Annotated in this window: 18 protein-coding genes; 12 read left to right on the top strand and 6 right to left on the bottom strand. The window is 66.8% G+C overall.

Annotated elements, in window-relative coordinates; genetic code table 11:
* Positions 1 to 42: 42 nt before the first annotated feature.
* From N2L00_RS03450 to N2L00_RS03435, 4 genes are all read right to left on the bottom strand, one after another.
* Entirely contained in the window at positions 43 to 2,082 is a 2,040-nt protein-coding gene (locus N2L00_RS03450) for a hypothetical protein (protein ID WP_255863558.1), read from the bottom strand.
* Positions 2,083 to 2,321: 239 nt separating this feature from the next.
* Positions 2,322 to 4,790 carry a hypothetical protein gene (locus tag N2L00_RS03445; RefSeq protein WP_255863559.1) on the bottom strand — a complete coding sequence of 823 codons (2,469 nt, stop codon included), beginning with the start codon at positions 4,788 to 4,790 and terminating at the stop codon, positions 2,322 to 2,324.
* A 116-nt stretch (positions 4,791 to 4,906) separates the two neighbouring features.
* Complete coding sequence (locus tag N2L00_RS03440) at positions 4,907 to 5,563, bottom strand: class F sortase (protein WP_260554472.1); 657 nt, start codon at positions 5,561 to 5,563, stop codon at positions 4,907 to 4,909.
* 32 nt (positions 5,564 to 5,595) lie between these two features.
* A complete protein-coding gene (locus N2L00_RS03435) occupies positions 5,596 to 6,429 on the bottom strand; it encodes a hypothetical protein (RefSeq protein WP_255863862.1) in 834 nt (277 codons plus the stop codon).
* Between the two features lie 167 nt (positions 6,430 to 6,596).
* Between N2L00_RS03435 and N2L00_RS03430 the strand changes: the two genes are divergently transcribed.
* Positions 6,597 to 7,295, top strand: coding sequence for a sigma-70 family RNA polymerase sigma factor (locus N2L00_RS03430; protein ID WP_255863861.1), 699 nt, complete (start codon positions 6,597 to 6,599; stop codon positions 7,293 to 7,295).
* A complete protein-coding gene (locus N2L00_RS03425; RefSeq protein WP_255863860.1) occupies positions 7,292 to 8,050 on the top strand; it encodes an anti-sigma factor domain-containing protein in 759 nt (252 codons plus the stop codon). The genes N2L00_RS03430 and N2L00_RS03425 overlap by 4 nt, the downstream gene beginning before the upstream one ends.
* Before the next feature lie 69 nt (positions 8,051 to 8,119).
* Here the strand turns inward: N2L00_RS03425 and N2L00_RS03420 are convergent, their stop codons facing one another.
* Positions 8,120 to 8,428 (bottom strand): hypothetical protein, encoded by a 309-nt coding sequence (locus N2L00_RS03420; RefSeq protein ID WP_255863859.1) that lies wholly within the window; start codon positions 8,426 to 8,428, stop codon positions 8,120 to 8,122.
* 312 nt (positions 8,429 to 8,740) lie between these two features.
* Between N2L00_RS03420 and N2L00_RS03415 the strand changes: the two genes are divergently transcribed.
* The 7 genes from N2L00_RS03415 (at position 8,741) to N2L00_RS03385 (ending at position 14,071) form a co-directional block, all read left to right on the top strand.
* Positions 8,741 to 9,853, top strand: a complete 1,113-nt coding sequence (locus N2L00_RS03415) for a DUF475 domain-containing protein (protein ID WP_255766835.1) — start codon at positions 8,741 to 8,743, stop codon at positions 9,851 to 9,853.
* A gap of 12 nt (positions 9,854 to 9,865) precedes the next feature.
* On the top strand, positions 9,866 to 10,456 hold the full coding sequence (locus tag N2L00_RS03410; RefSeq protein ID WP_255766834.1) for a TerD family protein: 591 nt from the start codon (positions 9,866 to 9,868) through the stop codon (positions 10,454 to 10,456).
* Between the two features lie 28 nt (positions 10,457 to 10,484).
* Positions 10,485 to 11,066 carry a TerD family protein gene (locus tag N2L00_RS03405; RefSeq protein WP_255766833.1) on the top strand — a complete coding sequence of 194 codons (582 nt, stop codon included), beginning with the start codon at positions 10,485 to 10,487 and terminating at the stop codon, positions 11,064 to 11,066.
* 28 nt (positions 11,067 to 11,094) lie between these two features.
* Entirely contained in the window at positions 11,095 to 11,676 is a 582-nt protein-coding gene (locus N2L00_RS03400) for a TerD family protein (RefSeq protein ID WP_255766832.1), read from the top strand.
* A 93-nt stretch (positions 11,677 to 11,769) separates the two neighbouring features.
* The gene (locus tag N2L00_RS03395) at positions 11,770 to 12,963 is read left to right on the top strand and encodes a toxic anion resistance protein (RefSeq protein ID WP_227923330.1); all 1,194 of its coding nucleotides are present in this window, start codon (positions 11,770 to 11,772) and stop codon (positions 12,961 to 12,963) included.
* Positions 12,964 to 13,001: 38 nt separating this feature from the next.
* Positions 13,002 to 13,520: a hypothetical protein gene (locus N2L00_RS03390; RefSeq protein WP_255766831.1), complete on the top strand. Its 519-nt coding sequence runs from the start codon at positions 13,002 to 13,004 to the stop codon at positions 13,518 to 13,520.
* Positions 13,520 to 14,071 (top strand): TerD family protein, encoded by a 552-nt coding sequence (locus tag N2L00_RS03385; protein ID WP_255766830.1) that lies wholly within the window; start codon positions 13,520 to 13,522, stop codon positions 14,069 to 14,071. Before N2L00_RS03390 ends, N2L00_RS03385 begins: the two co-directional genes overlap by 1 nt.
* Here N2L00_RS03385 and N2L00_RS03380 read toward each other — a convergent pair.
* The gene (locus N2L00_RS03380) at positions 14,068 to 14,457 is read right to left on the bottom strand and encodes a hypothetical protein (RefSeq protein WP_255863858.1); all 390 of its coding nucleotides are present in this window, start codon (positions 14,455 to 14,457) and stop codon (positions 14,068 to 14,070) included. The genes N2L00_RS03385 and N2L00_RS03380 overlap by 4 nt on opposite strands.
* A gap of 16 nt (positions 14,458 to 14,473) precedes the next feature.
* Between N2L00_RS03380 and N2L00_RS03375 the strand changes: the two genes are divergently transcribed.
* From N2L00_RS03375 to N2L00_RS03365, 3 genes are read left to right on the top strand one after another with little or no spacing between them, the layout of a single operon-like run.
* On the top strand, positions 14,474 to 15,013 hold the full coding sequence (locus N2L00_RS03375) for a hypothetical protein (protein WP_255863857.1): 540 nt from the start codon (positions 14,474 to 14,476) through the stop codon (positions 15,011 to 15,013).
* Positions 15,014 to 15,017: 4 nt separating this feature from the next.
* On the top strand, positions 15,018 to 16,208 hold the full coding sequence (locus N2L00_RS03370; RefSeq protein WP_255863856.1) for an HpcH/HpaI aldolase/citrate lyase family protein: 1,191 nt from the start codon (positions 15,018 to 15,020) through the stop codon (positions 16,206 to 16,208).
* On the top strand, positions 16,205 to 18,967 hold the full coding sequence (locus N2L00_RS03365) for a phosphoribosyltransferase domain-containing protein (RefSeq protein WP_255863855.1): 2,763 nt from the start codon (positions 16,205 to 16,207) through the stop codon (positions 18,965 to 18,967). The genes N2L00_RS03370 and N2L00_RS03365 overlap by 4 nt, the downstream gene beginning before the upstream one ends.
* The last annotated feature ends 2 nt before the right edge of the window (positions 18,968 to 18,969 follow it).

Genomic DNA, 18,969 nt, shown 5'->3' with positions numbered 1-18,969 from the left:
AACGACGTCGGCCGCCGCTTCATACCTATTACTAAGGGCCGGTTACCGACGGCGGCCCAGCGCCTCGTTCACGGCCGGATCGCCGAGCTGGCTCAGCCAGGTCAGCAGTGCCGGGTAGGTGGACGGGTTGGCTGCCACGACTACCCGGGCCCGCGGGTGGGTAGCCAGCTCCTGGAGCCGGACCAGGGGTGTGGCCGGATCGGCAGCTTCGGCCAGGAGGGCGGCATCCGGGTCAGCGGCCGGCGTACGCCGAACGGTGTCCTCGGACACTTCCTCGTCCTGGTCCTGGCCCTGGTCCGGGTCCTGGTCCTGGTCCGGCGACTCGGTTACCGCAGTCTGCACGGGTTCCTGGACGGGAGCTGCGTGCTGGGGCGCCTGGACGGGAGCCTGTTCCACCACCGGTTCCTGCACGGGAGCCCGCTGGGGCTGAACCGGCGCCTGCTGCTGGGGCTGAACCGGTGCCTGCTGCTGAACGGGCTGTCCAGCGGGCTGGCCCTGCTGCGGGAACTGCGGCTGCTGAGCCCCGACGAAAGTGGCCGGCGTCGGAATGGCGGGAACCTGTGCCCGGGCCGGAGCCCCTTCAAAGGCGAAACCGGTGCCCGAGTTTCCGGAAGCGGGCAGCGACTTGAAGTGTGCCCGCGCAGCCTTGTCCAGCCAAAGCACGGCCAGAACCGCGAAGGGCATAACCCAGGTCAGCACCATGATCAGGGACATGACCGTTCCGATCGGCAACGGCGCGGTGCGCGTCGTCGAATAATCCAGGTCCTGGACTTCGAAAAGGATCATGAGGATCAGCGACAGGACAAACAGGGCACCCGCATACACGCTGCCCATCACGAAGGCGGACCGCTCGTCACGGGCGGCAAGCTTCCGGACCACTACGGTGGCAGCCACCAGCAGGAGCGCAAGGACCAGGCCCACGGACCACGTGGCGACGCCGTCGAGGTCCTCCAACAGGGTCTGCACCAGCCCGACCACCATGAAGACGGCCAGGGCCGACGCCAGGATCAGGGTCAGGAGCAGCAGGGGTCGGAGGGCAGTGAGCCGGTCCGCAGGGGCAACTGCGGTCCGGTGCGTGGTGCGGGCGACGGACGGAGCGGAAACCGCAGCGCCGAAGGCCATCCAGAAGAAGGTGGAGAACCCGGCAACCCCCGGGAAGAAGCCCTCCCCAAGTGAATCCACACCCATGAGTGCCAGCATGGTGAGGAAAGCCGCGCCCACACCGAGTGCCGCACCGGCGAAGCGCCAGGCGTCGGAGCCGCGGAAGACCTTCAGGGCAACAAGCCCCAGGACCCCTACTGCAAGGAGCGCAGCAACAATCTGCGCAATCAGGAACAGCCACGCTCCGGCGCCTGTGTAGTAGTCATGCGCGTCCATAACAAACAGGATGATCTGCACGATGGTGACGACTGCGGCAAAGCCCGCAATGCCCAGCATGACGAACAGCCAGCGCCGGTGGCGGGCATGATCGACGTCGCCCGGGGCTATTTCACCCTTCCGGGGCTGTGCAGCGAGGAGGGCACCGGCCAGTCCGACGGCGACGGCGCCGCCCAGGTAGCGGTAGCTGTCATCCCCGAAGCCCGATACCAGGCTCATGACGAAGTACACCAGCACCAGGATGATGTACGGGAGGTTGGCCAGTAGACGAATGTCCTGGATTTTCCGGTAGCCGACCGTCGGGCCGAAGACGCCGCCGCGCCACAGGTAGCTGATGCCCAGGGACAGGATGCTCAGGAGGGTAATCAGCAGTACGTCGACGCGGGCACCGGCTTTGGTGCCGTCGTCGTAGCTGCTCGTACTGATGGTCCACGTCATGAACAGCGAGGCGAAGAGGGCCAGGAACGCGATGCCGTCCCGGACGTAGTCGCTGACCGGAACCCCGGCAAAGGGGGACGGACGCTTGGTGCCGGAGGAAGCCTGCGCCTGGGCCTGGCCGTAGCCGGGGTTACCCGGATACTGCTGCTCTTGACGCTGCTGGGTCGGCTGACCGTACCCACCCTGGCCGTAGGCCTGGCCGGGCTGGCCGGGCTGGCCGTAACCGTGCTGACCTGCCCCGACTGCGGCGAGCTGCCGGTCTTCCACCGATCCGGCGGTTGGTGCTGCGGGATGGGCGGCAGGTTCCGTACCCGGCGCGGAGGCTGCAGAAGCGGGCGCGGCACCTATGGCATACCCGCACTCCGCACAGAACCGGCCCCCCGGTTCTTGTTGTTTCCCACATTCGGGACAGAATTTCATAACGCCTTCCTTGGATCTTCAAGAATCATTTACGCCGGTGGTCCGGCAGACCCGGCGGCGGGCTGAACCGCCGCCGGGAAGCGGTGCTACTTCGTCTTGACCGCGACCGTATAGCTCACAAGAGCGAAGTCGCTCTCGGGAGTCGAGGACAGTATCTGGACTTTCAGCTCGTGGTCCTTCCCGTCAGCGGGGTAAGCGATGGAGTATTCAGTCCGCTCCCCTGCCGGGATTTCAACTTTCTCTTCCTTACCGTCCAGCGTGACCCCAATCACGATCGTTGAAGTCGTTGACCCGAGTGCGCTGATCTCCAGATCGGCTTCGACGTCGGTGCTCGAGAGGGTGTGGCTCTTCACGGACTCTGACGAGGCACCGGTGGAGAGCACACCGTAATCGCTGCTGATGTACGAACCGGAAGGCACTGAGCCCGCAGAGTAATCCGAGTCAGAGTAAGACCCCTTCGAGAAGTCGTATCCCTTCCCCTCAACCAGGGTCAGGTCGGCGGAGTACTCGAAGTCCGTGCCCTTTTCAGCGAACTCTTCCTGCCATTCCGGGCCGGCAAAGACCACGAGCTTGTAGTTGCCTGCCTCGACCTCATCGCCCCATCCGAGGTCCGCGATCTGCTCCTTGCCGTCCTCGGAGTACACCAGCATGTCGCCGAAGTCGCCGTCTTCTGCCTGCAGTGCCATGTCCTCGTCCACCGTCAGGTTGAGGACCGCGAAGCCGGCCGAGTTGAACTCCACCTCGGTGGATTCGTCCACGCTGATATCTCCGGTGGCGTCCTCGGTGTTCGCGAGCTGCATCAGGGCCAGGGCCTGCTCACGGGTCAGGGAATCGGTCCAGTTGATGATCCAGTCCGCGACGGTGTGTCCCAGGCTCACCCGCCACTTGCCGTCCTCCTCGATGGTGGTCAGGCTCATGATCTTCGCCCCGCCCAGCATCTCCACGGAGGGCTCAATGGAGTAACCGGAATCGCCGAAGCAGATGCTGTCGGACTCCCGCTCGCCTTCGATGCAATCGCTGGTCAGGGTGATCTTGTCGCCGTATTCGCTTTCAACGGTGATGTTCTCGACGACGGCGACGGCACGGTCGCCGTCCTTGTCACCGTCCGTGAAGCGCACGTCGCTGATGTTCAGCTCTTCGCCGCCCGCCCCGGCCATCATGTCGTCAAACAGGTCCTGGTACAGGTACAGCAGGCTGCCTTCGTGGATGGACAGCGTCCCGGCCAGCGGCTCCAGGCTTCCCTCGGAAACCACCTCCGGCACCGCCTCCACTGCGGCCTGCGCTGCTGCAGCCGGGCTGTCGCTGCCGCCCGCTGTTTCGGGAACGCTGCCGCGGTCATTCCCTTCACCCTCGTTGATGATTTCGGCGATGCTGTACATCGGGCTCACGTACCAACGGCCGCCACGTTCCGTGGCCACCAGGGTCAGCGGAGAGCCGTCCGCTCCAAGTTCGTTGAGCTGGACGGTTTCATCGATCTTTTCTTCGTCTTCGTAGCCGCCTGCCTCGAGACCGGAGCGGATGGCTCCGGTGGTTTCCGCCGGATCCAGCTGGATCCGTGCCTCACCGGTGGTGTACGTGATCAGCGCAGTGGAGTCGTCGATCTCGGTGACCTCGGGATCGACACCCTCGAAGGTGATGCTGATGCCGTCAAAAGTCAGTTCGTCGTCGACGTCGGCGTCTTCGTCGGCGACCTTGTTAATCGCTTCCTCCAGGCCGAATTCCTCGACCTTGTCCATCACTTGTTCCTGGATGCGCTGGAGCGGTTCGCGTTCCTCCGGCGGCACCATGGTGGCCAGTCCAATGATGTCCTTGGACTCGATGGCCTCCACCACCTTGTCGGCTGCGCTTTCGGCGGACCCGGCACCTCCGCGGACCATGTTCTGCACGATGAAGAACGCCGCCAGCCCCAGGATGACCAGGAGTGCCAGTACGGAGACCAGGATGATCGTCAGCTTGCGGGAAGGCTTCTTGCCGCCCGACGACGGCGCGCCGGGTCCGGTGGGTCCCTGCGGGCCGGCGGGGCCGCCGTCGTTGGGAGCGCCGTAAGTCGGACCGCCTGAGTTAGGACCGCCTGCCTCCGGGCCTCCGGAGGCGTGACCTGAGCCGGCGTAGCCGGTGCCGGGCTGGGATGCGGCGTGCGAGACAAAGGGCGGGTCGAAAACTGAAGTCGGTGCTCCCGGAGCGCGCATGGCTGCGGTCTGCTGTTCGCTGTGCTGCTGGGCCGGATGCTGCTGGGCCGGAGCCTGGTCGAAGCGCTGCGTCTGCTGCTCGGCCGGAGCCTGGTCGAAGCGCTGCGTCGGCTGCTCGGCCGGACTCTGGGAGTCGACGGCCTGCGGCTCGGTCTGAGGGAAGGCTGCCTGCGGGGAGGCTGCCTGCGGGGCTGCGTCCTGCGGGGAGTCGGTGCGGTGCGTTCCGGAATTCGGGGCCGCATTGGCTTCCGTGCCCTGAGGTGCGGTGGTTTCGCCGCCCGACTGTGCCGGCTGAGGCGCCTGGCAGTTGGTACAGAATTTCCAATGCGGCTGCAGTTCAGCGCCGCAGGACGTGCAGTGTTTCAAGACTCCCCCAGGATGTCAGCAAGGACCCGGAAGGAGTAAGTGATGGTCCCCCCGAGCCAACAGATACGTACGGCACTAGACCCTAGCACGGGCCTTGGTTCGGTTGGGGGGCAGGTTCAGCGGGTGAGACTGGCGTAAACAACGTAGTTGTCGTCAAAGGTTCCGGTGGAAGGGTCAAAACCGTCGCAGGTGATCAGGCGCAGCTCCGCACCGGCGGTATTGCCGTAGACCGCGAGCGTAGGGAACTCGTCCTTGCCGTATTGCTCTCCCCGGTCCACCGAGAAGACCGCGGTGGTCCCGTCTTCCCGGGCAATTTCAAGCCGGTCGCCGGGCACCAGGTTCCGCAGGCCGGCAAAGACTCCCTCGCCCCCGCCGGTGGCGTTGACATGTCCCAGCAGCACGGCGGGCCCGCGCTCCCCCGGGGTGGGCGATCCCGTGTACCAGCTCGCCGGCGATCCGGGAGGCTCCGGCGGAACTTCCAAGGAACCGTCCTCCCGCAGTCCTAGACGCAGGAGCCGGGATTCGGTGCCGGTGGCAGGGATAGTTAAGGACACCGGCGCGGAGGGTGCCAGCACCGGAGGAGAGTCAGCCTGCGGGGCTGCAGGCTGGCTTGGCGCGGGGGCCGTGGAATCCGGGGAGGCCGCCGTCGTCGTGGTTGTTGTAAGTGGTCCGGTCTCCGGGGCGGCTGTGCCGCTGCACCCGGAGAGCAGGAGAAGCGCGGCCGCCGCGCAGGACATCAGTCCTGCGCGGCGGCCGGGGCGGGATGCCGTCATGGGAATCGACGCTTCAGCTACGGGGGTCAGTCTTAGGCGTTGGCACGACGGCGGATAGCCATCGCCCCACCGGCCAGGGCCAGGACACCGGCGCCGGCTACGGCAATTCCGGCGGTGTTGCCGTTGCCGGCTGCTGCCTCGACCCCGGTGTCCGCTCCGCCTTCGGGCATCGCATCCATCTGCGAACCGGCGAGCGTGCCACAGGCCGCGGGGAGGGTCGCTGCGGCAGGCAGCGTCTCATCGAGGTCGGACATCTTCTCCGCTGCGGCGGCGGGCATCAGCGCGGGATCCACGCCGTGGACTACCACTACCGCGGACCCATCCTTCAGTGATGCTGCGGTCTCCGGAGTCAGTTCGAAGGTGCGCTCGTAGGTGTAGGCGGATCCGCCCGGGAAACGATCGATGGCCAGCGCGGAGTCTGCACTGGTGTCGCCCTCGGTGGTAAGCGAGTTGCCGATGTGGCCGTAGAACGGGTGTCCCTCGGTGGTGTTGACGACGCCGTCGCCGTCGGTGTCCGCATCGGGACCGGGGCAGACACCCTGGGCAGCGATGTGGATGTGCTGGGCGTGCGGGAAGGGGCCGTCCATGAAGGTCTCGGCCGCACCGGAGACGTTGACCGTGACCTTTGCTTCCATGCCGTGCACCTCCACCATGGCCTGTCCGGTGGTGCCCGAATTGTTCATGGTGTTCAGCGTGGCCTGGCTCGACCAAGAGTCTTCGCCGTGGGCCATGGCGGGACCCGTCGAAAGGGCCAGCGCACCCAGGGCCAGGGTGGGAACGGCAAGCAGGCGCATCTTCTTGTTCATGATCGGTTCCTTCGTCGTGTCGGTGTGCACATCGAGGTGCGTGCATCGGTCGTTAGACATGGAAGGTTCGGAGCCGATCCGTTCCCGGATGGGTCGTGAGGGAAATTACTTTGAAATCTGTGCGGGCTACCTGTCCGGGGAGATAAGAGGGGCACCCATCCATCGGCGGCCCGGCTGCGAACACTGGGTATGGAGACTCGGTATCTGCGCGGTGCAAAAGTATGACAGTGTTCTCAGCGAACATCTCCCCGTCCGTTGCCTCGGCCGGGGGCCGTCGTCGAAGGGATGACCTGTGGGAGCCCATGACTGACTCGGGAACCGGCCCGACGGACTTCACCGCTCGGCCTGCCTCCGCACCGGACGACGGGCACGAGGACCGAGGGCCCGGGCTCGCCGATCTGGTGCGACGCTGCGGCGAAGGTGACGAAACCAGTTTCGCGGCCCTGTATGACGCCACCTCCGCCAAGGTGTACGGGCTGGCGGTGCGGGTGACCAGGTCTCCGGAAATCGCGGCCGAAGTTGTCCAGGAGGTCTATTTGATGGCCTGGCAGCAATCCGCACGTTTCGACCCGGCGCGCGGGACAGTGCTGGGATGGTTATGCACCCTTGCCCACCGCAGGGCAGTGGACCGGGTACGCCAGGTGGCCCGTGAACGCGAGCGGGAACAGACCTACGAGGACCAACGGACGGGAACGCCAGTGGACCAGACATGGCAGGAAGTGGAGCAGGGGATGAAAACCCACGAGGTGCAGAACGGGTTGAGCACCCTCACCCCGCTCCAGCGCGAAGCCGTTGCCTTGGCCTACTACCAGGGATTCACCTATCAGGAGGTTGCCCTGCGCCTGGATATCCCGTTGGGCACGGCCAAGGCACGGATCCGTGACGGGTTGAAGAAGCTTCGCTCGGCTTTGGGGGGACAGTCATGAACCAGCACAGCCAGAACGCCGGGGACCTCCATGAGCTCGCCCCGCTGTATGCCGTGGACGCCCTGGAGCCTGCCGAGCGCGAAGAATTCGAACAACATCTGGCGGACTGCCCCCGCTGCCAGGCGGAGGTCGCCGAATATGCCGAAGTCACCGCCGGCCTTGCTGCGGAGACGGCCCAGACTCCCCCGCCTGCCCTGCGCAGCTCCGTATTGTCTTCCATCCACGGCACCCAGCCGCTGCCCGGCCCCTGGACCGGGCCGGCCGCCGTCGTCGTCTCCCTGGAGGAACGACGACGACGCCGCGGGCGTCGTCTCCTTGCCGCCGCAGCGGCTGCGGTCCTGCTCCCCGGAATCGGCCTGGCCGGCTGGAACCTGGGGGTCCAGTCGGAGCAGCGCGAGCAGGAACAGCAGGCAGCTCAGGAACAGGACCGGGAAACCCGGCTGCTGGCCGCACCGGATGTCGCCACGCAGCGCGTCGACGTCAACGGCCAACCGGCCACCCTGGTTGTTTCCCGGGAGGAGGATGCCGCCTTGTTCGTCGCGGACACCCTGCCGGATCCCGGCGAGGGACGGGAGTACCAGCTGTGGCTGCTCGAGGGCGAGACTCCCATTCCGGATACGCACTTTTCCGGAGGGGACGTCAGCGTCTGGCTCAGCGGCGACGTCGCCAAGGCCGGAGCCGTGGCCCTGACGGTTGAGCCTGCGGGCGGGTCCGCCACGCCTACCTTCCCGCTGGTGGCCGTCGCCGAGATCTAGGCTTCGCTTTAAAAGGAACGTCCCGCCGCATCGACTTCGTGCAACGGGACGTTCCCAGTGGAGTGGAGGCTAGCGGTCGCCGCGGCGCGCCAGTGCTTCGTTCACGCCGGCGTCGCCAAGCGCACCGAGCCAGGCCAGCAGCTCCGGGCCGGCAGCGGGGTTGGCTGCCACCGCAGGGCGCGCCAGCGGGTGGTCGGTGGCCAGTTCCTGCAGCCGGAGCGGGTCGGTACCCGGATCTTCGGCCTCGGCCAGGACGGCAACCTCGGCGGGGTCCACCTGCGCGGGCGGGGCGGCGGATGCGCCGCCGCTGACGACGTCTGCTGCCGGAATGTTCATAACCGGTTCCGGATTTCCGTTCCCAAACTTTTCGTCCTGCATGCAGTCCTCCTTCAAATGGGTGCCTGAGTAAGCAGGCTTTCCATTATTCTTTCAGACCGCGAGGGCCGCCGCCCAATCGCCGCCGCCTCGTCAAAAGGACTCAACGGACTGCCGCAGTCGGCCGCTGCTCTGGCGCCCTGCACTCCCCTGGCTCTACCCTCTCCGCGAACGTCACCGCCGGTAGTTGCCCGCGGTGTCCGGGGTGCGACATACTGAAGCCTAATTCGATTCGGATGAAGCCATCCTCTACCTAGTTTTTGCCCTTTCCGCCCCCACCGGCTGCGCGCAGGAACTGAAGGAGCTGCAAGCAGAGTGTTTTTCAAAACTTTCGGTTGGTCGTTTGTTATCACGGCCGCCGCGCTGGTAACGGCGTTCTTCTACGGCGGGGTAGAGGCACTCATCCTCTGCGCCATCCTGGGCGTTCTCGAAATCAGCCTTAGCTTCGACAATGCCGTGGTCAACGCGCGCATTCTCGAAAAAATGAGCCCCTTCTGGCAGAAGATGTTCCTCACCGTGGGCATCCTCATCGCCGTCGTCGGCATGCGCATCGTCTTCCCGCTGGTCATTGTGGGCGTCACCGCCAGCATCAACCCGATCGAAGCGCTGCAGCTGGCCCTCGAGAAGGGCGATCCGGACGAGCCGGGCAGCTACGGCTACCTCCTGCATGAAGCCCACCCGCAGATCGCCGCCTTCGGCGGCCTGTTCCTGCTGATGATCTTCCTTGACTTCATGTTCGAAGACCGGGACATCCGCTGGCTGCGCTGGCTGGAAACCCCGTTCGCTAAGGTCGGCAAGGTCAACGGCGCCTCCCTGATCGTCGGCCTCGGTGCCCTGCTGGCCGCCGGTGCCCTCTCGGATCCCTCGCACACCACTGACGTCTTCATCGCCGGCGCCGCCGGCCTGATCACCTACCTGCTGGTCACCGGCCTGGGTGACATGTTCGACGTCGACGGCGACGACGACTTCGATGCCGACGACGTCGAGGCACGCGCCCCGAAGTCCGGCAACGGCGCCCTGGTGAAGGCCACCGGCAAGGCCGCCTTCATGCTCTTCCTCTACCTGGAAGTCATTGACGCGTCCTTCTCCTTCGACGGTGTCATCGGCGCCTTCGCCATCACCTCGGACCCGATCATCATTGCCCTGGGCCTTGGCCTCATCGGTGCGATCTTCGTCCGGTCCCTGACCGTGTTCCTCGTGAAGCAGGGCACCCTGGACGAGTTCGTTTACCTGGACCACGGTGCCCACTGGGCCATCGGCGCCCTGGCGGCCATCCTGCTGCTCACCATCGAAATCGAGATCAACGAGGTCATCACCGGCTTGATCGGCGTGGTCTTCATCCTCGCGTCGCTGACCTCCTCGATTGTGCGTAACAAGCGCGCAGCGAAGTCCGCCGGTGCATCCAAAGATCCTGTTTACACAAACTAACGAGGGAGAATCATGGGCCTGAGCCTGCAGAAAGGTCAGTCGCTGTCACTGACGAAGAAGGACGGCGGAGCACTGAGCAAGACCCGCCTGGGACTGGGCTGGGATTCCGCTGCCCCGGTCAAGCGGGGACTGTTCGGCGGCAAGAAGACCGCGGAAGTGGACCTCGATGCCTCGGCCATCTTCTTCGACGCCAACGGCAACGCTGTTGACCAGGTCTGGTACGGCCAGCTCGCGAGCAAGGACGGCTCCGCCAAGCACACCGGCGACAACCTCACCGGCGCCGGCGAGGGCGACGACGAGGTCATCCTGGTGAACCTGGCAGCCGTCTCCCCCGCAGTGCAGAACATCGTGTTCGTGATCTCCAGCTACAGCCGGCAGACCTTCGACCAGGTCGAGAACGCGTTCTGCCGCCTGGTCGACGATTCCACGCCCGGCAGCCCGGAAATCGCCCGCTACCAGCTGACCGACGCCGGCAACCACACCGCCATGGTGATGGCCAAGGTCGGCCGCGAGGGGTCCGGCTGGAGCTTCAAGGCCATCGGCGAACGCGCCCAGGGGCGCACCGTGATGGACCTGATCCCCACCGCAGCCCGCTCGCTCTAACCACCCGCCCATCCGTAAGGAGAGCACCTTGTCCGGCCTGACACTTTCAAAAGGAAGCAACCTTTCCCTCACCAAGGCTGACCCGGGCCTGGAACGGGCCCTGATCGGCCTGGGCTGGGATCCGCGCACCACCAGCGGAGATCCGTTCGACCTGGACGCCTCCGCTCTGCTGCTCGGAGCCGACGGCAAGGTGCGCTCCCAGGATGACTTCATTTTCTACAACCAGCTGTCCGCCAAGGACGGCTCGGTGGTCCACCAGGGCGATAACCGCACCGGCCAGGGCGACGGCGACGACGAGCAGATCCTGATTGACCTCAGCATCCTGACCGACGACGTCGACCGCGTGGTCATTGTGGTCTCCATCGACCAGGCCGAAGCGCGGCACCAGAACTTCGGGCAGGTGCGCGATGCGTACTGCCGCGTGGTCAACCAGGACACCGACGCTGAGGTGGTCCGCTACGACCTCAGTGAAGACGCCGCAGCGGAAACCTGCATGATTTTCGCCGAGATCTACCGCAACCGCGGAGAGTGGAAGTTCCGCGCCATCGGCCAGGGCTACGCGTCCGGGCTGTACGGGGTTGCCACCGACTTCGGCATCGCCCTCGACTAATCCCCACGTCTACAAGGAGCTGAACACCATGGCAGGACTGACCCTCACCAAGGGCAACAACCTTTCCCTCACCAAAACCGATCCCGGACTCCAGAAGGCCGTAGTCGGCCTGGGCTGGGACCCGCGCACCACCACGGGCGAACCCTTCGACCTGGATGCCTCGGCGCTGATGATCGCAGCCAACGGCAAGGTGCGCTCCTCCGACGACTTCATCTTCTACAACCAGCCCGCTGCCAAGGACGGCTCCGTCACCCACCTGGGCGACAACCGTTCCGGCGCCGGCGAAGGTGACGACGAGCAGATCCAGATCGACCTGACGCAGATGGCCGCCGACGTCGACCGCGTGGTCATTGTGGTTTCCATCGACCAGGCCGAGGCTCGTAACCAGAACTTCGGCCAGGTCCGCGGAGCGTACTGCCGTGTCATCAACCAGGAAAACGACAGCGAGATTGTCCGCTTCGACCTCAGCGAGGACGCCGCGCCGGAGACCTCCATGATCTTCGCCGAGGTGTACCGCAACAACGGCGAGTGGAAGTTCAAGGCCGTAGGCCAGGGCTACGCCACCGGCCTGGCCGGCATCGCCACCGATTTCGGCGTGCAGCTCAGCTAGACTCGCTTTTCCAGTTACACCCTGCGGGGAGTGTTCCGCAGGCCGGGACACTCCCCGCATCCGTATACGCAGCTCACAAGAAAAGGCTGGACCATGACCACACCGTTGACTCCCCCGGACGCCACCGAAGCCGCCCTGGTGCTGAAAGCCCCGGAACCGCCCGCTCCGGTCGCTCCCGAGAGCGCCCCGGGCATGGTTCCGGTGCCGGAGGAACGCCGCGTCGAAATCGCCGCCCAGGCCAAGTCGTTCATGGAGGAAGTCTCCAAGCTGGACGCCCGCAGCCCCGAGTTCACCGCCCAGGTGGATTCCATCAACAAGCTGGCCGGTGCGGAAATGGTGCAGTCCGCCGGATACTCCACCCGTCTGCTGGACCGTTCCTCCACCTCCGTGGCCGGGGCGAAGAAGTCCGGCAACGATGCGCAGAAGAAGGTCGCCGTCACCCTGGGCGACCTGCGCAGCACCGTCGAGGACCTCACCCCGAACCAGGCGAACCTGGGCACCGGACGCAAGATCCTCGGCATCATCCCCGGCGGCAACAAGCTGGCGAAGTACTTCCAGAAGTACGAGTCCGCGCAGGTCCAGCTGGACAAGATCATCAAGGCCCTGATGGCCGGCCAGGATGAACTGCTCAAGGACAACGCCTCCCTCGCCGGGGAAAAGGTGGAGCTGTGGAAGACCATGCAGACCCTGAGCGAATACTCCGTGCTCGCCGAGTCCCTGGATGCGGCCTGCGTGGAAAAGGTGGACAAGCTCAAGAACTCCGGGCAGATCGAGCAGGCCAACGCCCTGGAAGCGGATGTCCTCTTCCCCATCCGCCAGCGCCGCCAGGACATCCTCACCCAGCTGGCCGTGTCCGTGCAGGGCTACCTCGCCATGGACCTGATCCGCAAGAACAACGTGGAACTGATCAAGGGTGTGGAGCGGGCGCGCACCACCACCATTTCCGCGCTGCGCACCGCCGTCATCGTGGCCCAGGCCCTGGCCAACCAGAAGATGGTGCTGGACCAGATCGACGCGGTGAACACCACCACGAACAACATGATCCTGAGCACCAGCGAAATGCTCAAGGACCAGACCGCCCGGATCCACCAGCAGGCCTCCAGCTCCGGCGTGAGCGTGGAAACCCTGCAGAAGGCGTTCGACAACGTGTACCAGACCATGGACGCGATCGACACGTTCCGCTCGGAAGCGGCCCGCAATATGGAAGGGACCGTGAAGTCCCTGGAATCCACCATCACGCAGGCCAAGCCGTACCTCGAGCGCTCCCGCCAGAGCGAGTCCCGCTAAATGCCGGGCAGGACAGCACCGGTGGGTAGGAGCAGGCCATGGCAGTAGGCAGGTTCTTCGGTTCCCTCTTCGGCAACTCGCCGGAGCCGGAACCGCCACCGGCGCTGTCCGCGGCCACGCCGCCGTCGGGCCCTGACGCCGAACACCAGGAGACCGTGAAGTCCCTGGAGAACCTGCGCAGGGCCGTGCGCCGGGCGGGCGCCGCCCTGCCGACCCTGGTGTCCTCCATGGTCCGGCAGATCGATGACATCCTGGCGCCGTTGGTCGAATACGTGGGCAGCCACGGCGCCTCCACCGAGCAGCGCGTGCTGCTCAACGCCATCATTACCAATTACCTCCCTACGCCCCTGCGTGCCTACGTGGCCCTCAGCGACCGGGAGCGGACCGAGAGTTCAGAGGCCACCACATTGCTCGTTGACCAACTCACCATCCTGGAAGGCATTGCCCGGGACCTGGAGAACCAGGTCCGCACCGGCGCCATTGCCGAGCTGTCCACCCACGGACGGTTCCTCGATGACAAGTTCTCCCCCTCCTCCCTGACCCTCGGGGACCGCTGATGGGAACCCTGGTAGCCGGCGCCAATGCCGCCCTCACCGCCGAAAACCCCGGCCTCAGCTCCGTCCTGGTGGGACTGGGCTGGGACGTGATCCCCAGCCGCGGGCCCGCCGCCGAACTCGTTCCGCTGACCCTGCTGTGCGGCTCCGACGGCCGGGTCCTCTCCGACGAGCACCTGGTCTTCTTCAACCAGATCGCCAGCCCGGAGGGTTCCGTGGTGTTCGAGGGCGACGACGACACCGAGCAGATCGACGTCGACCTGTCCCGGGTGCCGGACGCCGTCTCCAAGATCGTCTTCGCCGTCTACGCCGACCCGGAGATGCGCGGACCGGGCACCTTCGCCGCCGTGCGCAGCGCCTACATCCGGGTGGCACGGCCCAACGGCGGGGAGCTGGTCCGGTTCGACCTGCCCTCGGCGAACCGGGACAGCATCACCGCCATGATGTTCGGCGAGCTGTACCGGCACCGCACCGACTGGAAGTTCCGCGCCCTGGGCCAGGGGTACACCACCGGCCTGCGCGGACTGGCTGCCGACTTCGGATTCGATCTCTAGGCGATGGCCGTCAACCGCTCGTCGGCCGTCCGCACCGACCTTCCCTTCCTGAGCCGCCGGGTTAAACCGCGCGCTGCCGCTCCGGCTGCGCCCCAAGCTGCCCCGGCGCCGCAGGCTGCCCCCCCGCCGCGGACGCCGCCGGCCCCTGCCGCAGCGCCGCGCACTTCCACACCCCACGCGTCCACCCCCGCCGCCCGGCCGGCCACCCCTGCTACTCCGGCTCCGGCTCCGGCTCCGGGGTCCCTTTCACTGTCCCCGCCGCCGCGGCAGCAGCCCGCGCCGTCGGTCTCCCCGTCGCTTTCGCTGGGCTTGTCCCCGAATGCCGAGGCGGCCAGCAGCCGGGCCGCTGCCCCCGCAGCACCACGGCCAACGTCGTCCTCCCGCACTTCCGAACCGGTACGGGTGGAGCCCCTGCACAACAGGCTCTTCCCGGCACCGGGCATGGGCGAGCTGCGCAGCCTGGACCGGCAGAACCCGGTACTGCGCCTGACCCCCATGGAATCCGCCGTGGGCAGCCTCGTGGTTGCCGGTACCGTGCGTGCGGTGTGGGAGGGCCCGGGATACAGCACCGGCTCCATTTCCGCCGGCGAGTTCCGGCCCGAAGACCTGGACGGCGTCCAGGTCCAGGCTCCGGGCAACCGGCCGCTGGTCGGCTATGAAGATGACCTCGCGCTGGTTCCGCTGCGCCATGTTCGAATGCTGCGCCGGGCACTGTTCTTCCCGAAGCCGAAGCAGCCCATGAGCGTGGGGGTCTACAACGGCAAGTCGGTGACCATCCCGGCGCAGGCCGGCCACCGCAGCTACTACGCGCTCTCCGTGATCCGCATTGACGACGTACTCGAGCTCCGGGCCGAGGAACTGCCGTACGGCATGGAGTTCAAAGCCATCTGGGAGGCCTTCGGCTTCACCATGACCACCCGCCTCCCCTACCAGGGGCGGTAGCCCGGTGCGCCATTTCTCCTACCTCAGCGAGCCGGAAACCGCCCGTCTGTTCCACCTCGCACCGCAGGAACTGACCCTCGATTCCGACGCCGGACTGCTGGCGACCGCGCTCGGGGCCACGCTTTACTGCCCCGCAACCCGCCCGGACCTGGTCAAGGACGTCCGCAAACAGGCTGCCCGCGGAGCCGTCAGCATGGTCATCTGCCTGGAGGATTCCATTGCCGACGCCGAGGTTCCGGCAGCGGAGACCAACGTGGTGGAAGCCCTCGCCGAGCTGCACGCTGCCGGCATCCGGAAAGCCGGCGACCCCGAAGACCTGATGCTCTTCGTCCGCGTCCGCACGCCCGAACAGCTGCTGGGCCTCGCAGAACGCGGCGGGCAGACCCTGGACGTCCTCACCGGGTTCGTGATTCCGAAGTTCGAGAACACGTCCGGTGCCGCCCAGCGCTTCCTCGACGCCCTGCACACCGTGAACGACGCCCGCTGGGCCGCCGATCCCGGTGCCAGGCCGCTGCGGATCATGCCGATCCTCGAGTCTCCGCTGATGATCCACGCCGAGACCCGCACGCATACCCTCGGCGGCATCTTCGACGTACTGGAAGCGAACCGGCCGGACATCCTGGCCGTGCGGATCGGCGCCACGGACATGTCCAGCGCCTACGGGCTGCGCCGTTCCCGGGACCTCACCATTTACGACGTCAAGGTGGTCTCCGCGGTGATCGGGGACATCGTCAACATGCTCGGCAGGCCGGGCGGCTTTGTCATCAGCGGCCCGGTCTGGGAACACTACAGCTCCGGCGAGCGCCTGCTGCGCCCGATGCTTCGTTCCTCCCCCTTCGCGGACGCCGACGAGCTGGGCCTGCGCCAGCGGCTGCTGACGGCGAACCTGGACGGGCTCATCCGCGAAATCGAACTGGACCAGGCCAACGGACTGCTCGGCAAGACCGTCATCCACCCCTCGCATGTTCCCCTGGTCCACGCCATGTCCGTGATCAGCCACGAGGCATACCTGGATGCCCTCCACATTTCCGGCGAGGCCGGGGGCGGCGCCGCGGCGTCGCCGTACCGCAACAAGATGAACGAAATGAAACCGCATCAGGCGTGGGCAGCTTCCACCCTCGTCCGGGCCGCTGCCTTCGGCGTGGCAGCCCCCGACATCACCTATGTAGATCTTCTGGAAGCGAGCATGAATTGAAGCACCACCCCTGGACCGGCGGATTTGTGAACGAGGCCCTGGGAGTGCGGATCACCTCTGATCCTGCAGCGCTGTTGCCGGTAGAGGACCTGGTGGGACTGGCATTGCGCCGCAACCCCCGCCGCGCGCACCTGCTCGTGTCCCGCGTGCTGGCCAAACATGTACCTACCGAACCGGCGCTCGTCCTGGCTGCCGGAGAGCTTCTCGGCGCACTGGCCGGAGCGGCACTCGGCAGCACGGTGGACGACGCCGTGCTGCGCGGCGTCGCAGCCGACCTTGCGGCGGTGCTCGAGGACTGCGAGAGTACAGCCGGATCCAGGCGGGCAAACGACGACGGCGGCCGGCACGCCGCGGCCCGCACACCGCGCGCCCGGCTGCAGTATGCCCGTGAACGGCTCTGGGACCTGCCCGTCGCCCACCCCGAGGTGGTGACCATCGGCTACGCCGAGACCGCCACCGGTCTGGGCCGGCTCGTCGCCGACATGCTGGGCTCCTACTACATCCATTCCACCCGGCACGCACCCGCGGGTGCGGTGGCGTACGGCGCCTTCGAGGAAGCCCATTCGCACGCTACCTCGCACCGGCTGCTGCCCGTGGATCCTGCCCTGCTGAACAGCCCTACCCCCGTGGTGCTGGTCGACGATGAGCTCAGCACCGGCGCCACCGTCATCAACACCATCACCGAACTGCATGCCGCCGCACCGCATCCGCTCTACGTGGTGGCCTCGCTGATCGACCTGCGCTCGGACGCCGACCGTGCCCGTTTCGACGAGCTCGCGGACGCGCTGGGCTGCAGCATCCGCGTGGTCGCGCTGGGGACGGGCAGCATCGAACTGGGCGAGGACATCCTGGCCCGGGCCGAGGAACTGATTAGCGGATTGGCTCCTCCGGAGCCGGCCTGCGCAGAGCCCGCCGGCGCTGAGCCGGCCGGTACTGAGCCGGCCGCGTTGTCCGCTGCCGTTTCCGACCCCGGTAGGGTGACCGTGCTGGATTACTCCAGTGCCGCACGCAGCCTGCGCAGCGACCGCTTCGGCAACCGTGCCGGCATCTCCTCCGAATACCTCGGCACCCTGCCGGACGCCCTGCCCGGAGCAGTCTCGGCAGAGAGCCTGGCACTCGTTGCCTCCCGCATCTCCGCCGCACTGCCCGCTTCGGCGGAATCGGTGCTGGTCCTGGGCTGCGAGGAATTCATCCATGTGCCGCTGACCATCGCCAACGCCGTGGCCGAAGCGCTGCCGGGTGCCACGGTCCGGTTCTCCACCACCACCCGTTCCCCCATCGTCCCGATCGACCGGTCGGATTACGCCATTGCCAATGCCGTGGACTTCGCCAGCCACGATGTCACCGAGGACGGTCCCGGCCCGCGGCACGCGTACAACGTCGGACCCCGCCGAGCTGCCGACGACAGCGCCTCGGACACCGGCTTCGACAGCATTGTGCTCCTTCCCGAACCCGGCACCGACCCTGCATCCATCAGCGGCCCCGGCAGCGTGACCGAGGCGCTGCGCGCGGTGACCGGCGCCGTCGTCGTTGTCCTGTTGCCGGCCGATGTCCCCGCGCCCGAGGACTGGACCGGTTCCGTTGCCGCGGCCGTGCCGCTGACCGGCCCGGAGTTCGGGTCCTACGCGCCCGAGGACGTGACCTGGCTGCTGAAGGACCTGCGCGACGCCAAGCTGGAGGCCCCCACCGCCGAGCGGGAGGCGGCCATCCAGTCCGGCGGGGCGAACTACGCGGAGTCGCTGCCGATGGAGTACCTGCCCTCGGCCCAGTACCAGGACCTGTACGAGGAGGCGCTGCGCCGTTCCGCGCCCCGGGTCGCGTCCGCCGTCGGCACCGTGACCGAACTGGCGCTGGCCGCCCGAAACCGCGAACCGGTGCTGGTGTCGCTCGCCCGGGCCGGCACACCGATCGGGATCCTCATGCGCCGTTGGGCGCAGCGGATGCATGGGCTGGACCTGCCGCACTACACCATGAGCATTGTGCGCGGCGTGGGGATGGATGAAACGGCGCTGCGTTATCTGGCGCGGACGTACTCCCCCGAGCGGATCCTGTTCGTGGACGGCTGGACCGGCAAGGGTGCCATCACACGCGAGCTGACCGCGGCGCTGGATAAGTTCGAAGCCACCGACGGCGTGCGGTTCTCCCCGGAGCTCGCGGTGCTGGCCGATCCCGGCCACTCCGTGGGGCTGTTCGGCACGCGGGAGGATTACCTGATTCCGTCGGCCTGCCTGAACTCGACCGTCTCCGGGCTGGTGTCCCGCACGGTCTTCAACAAGGACCTGATTGCGCCGGACGATTTCCACGGCGCGAAGTTCTACGCGCATCTGGCCGGCGCCGATGTGTCGCGGGACTTCCTGACGGCGATCGAACGGCACTTCGACGACGTACGCCCCGAAGCGGAGGCTGCTGCGGCGTCACTCGCTGCTGCGGACCGGACCCCCACGTGGGTGGGCTGGCAGGCAGTGGAGCGCCTAAGCGAGGAATACGGCATCCACAACGTGAACCTGGTGAAGCCCGGCGTCGGCGAGACCACCCGTGTGCTGCTGCGCCGGGTGCCGTGGAAGGTGCTGGTGCATCCCGGGGCGCTGGAGGACGTGGCGCATGTGCTGCTTCTGGCCGAACAGCGCGGCGTGCCCGTGGAAGAAGTGCCGGACCTGCCGTTCAGCTGCGTGGGCCTGATCCATCCCCGGTTCACTGCCGGCGCCGTGGGCGCCGACGGACGGGCCGTTGCTGCTGCCGTTCCGGGAGCCGACGCGTGAAG

The sequence above is a fragment of the Arthrobacter sp. zg-Y1171 genome (assembly GCF_025244845.1).
GTDB lineage: Bacteria > Actinomycetota > Actinomycetes > Actinomycetales > Micrococcaceae > Arthrobacter_B.
The sequence above is the reverse complement of the archived record's forward strand: the minus strand, read 5'-3'. Positions and strand labels throughout refer to the sequence as shown.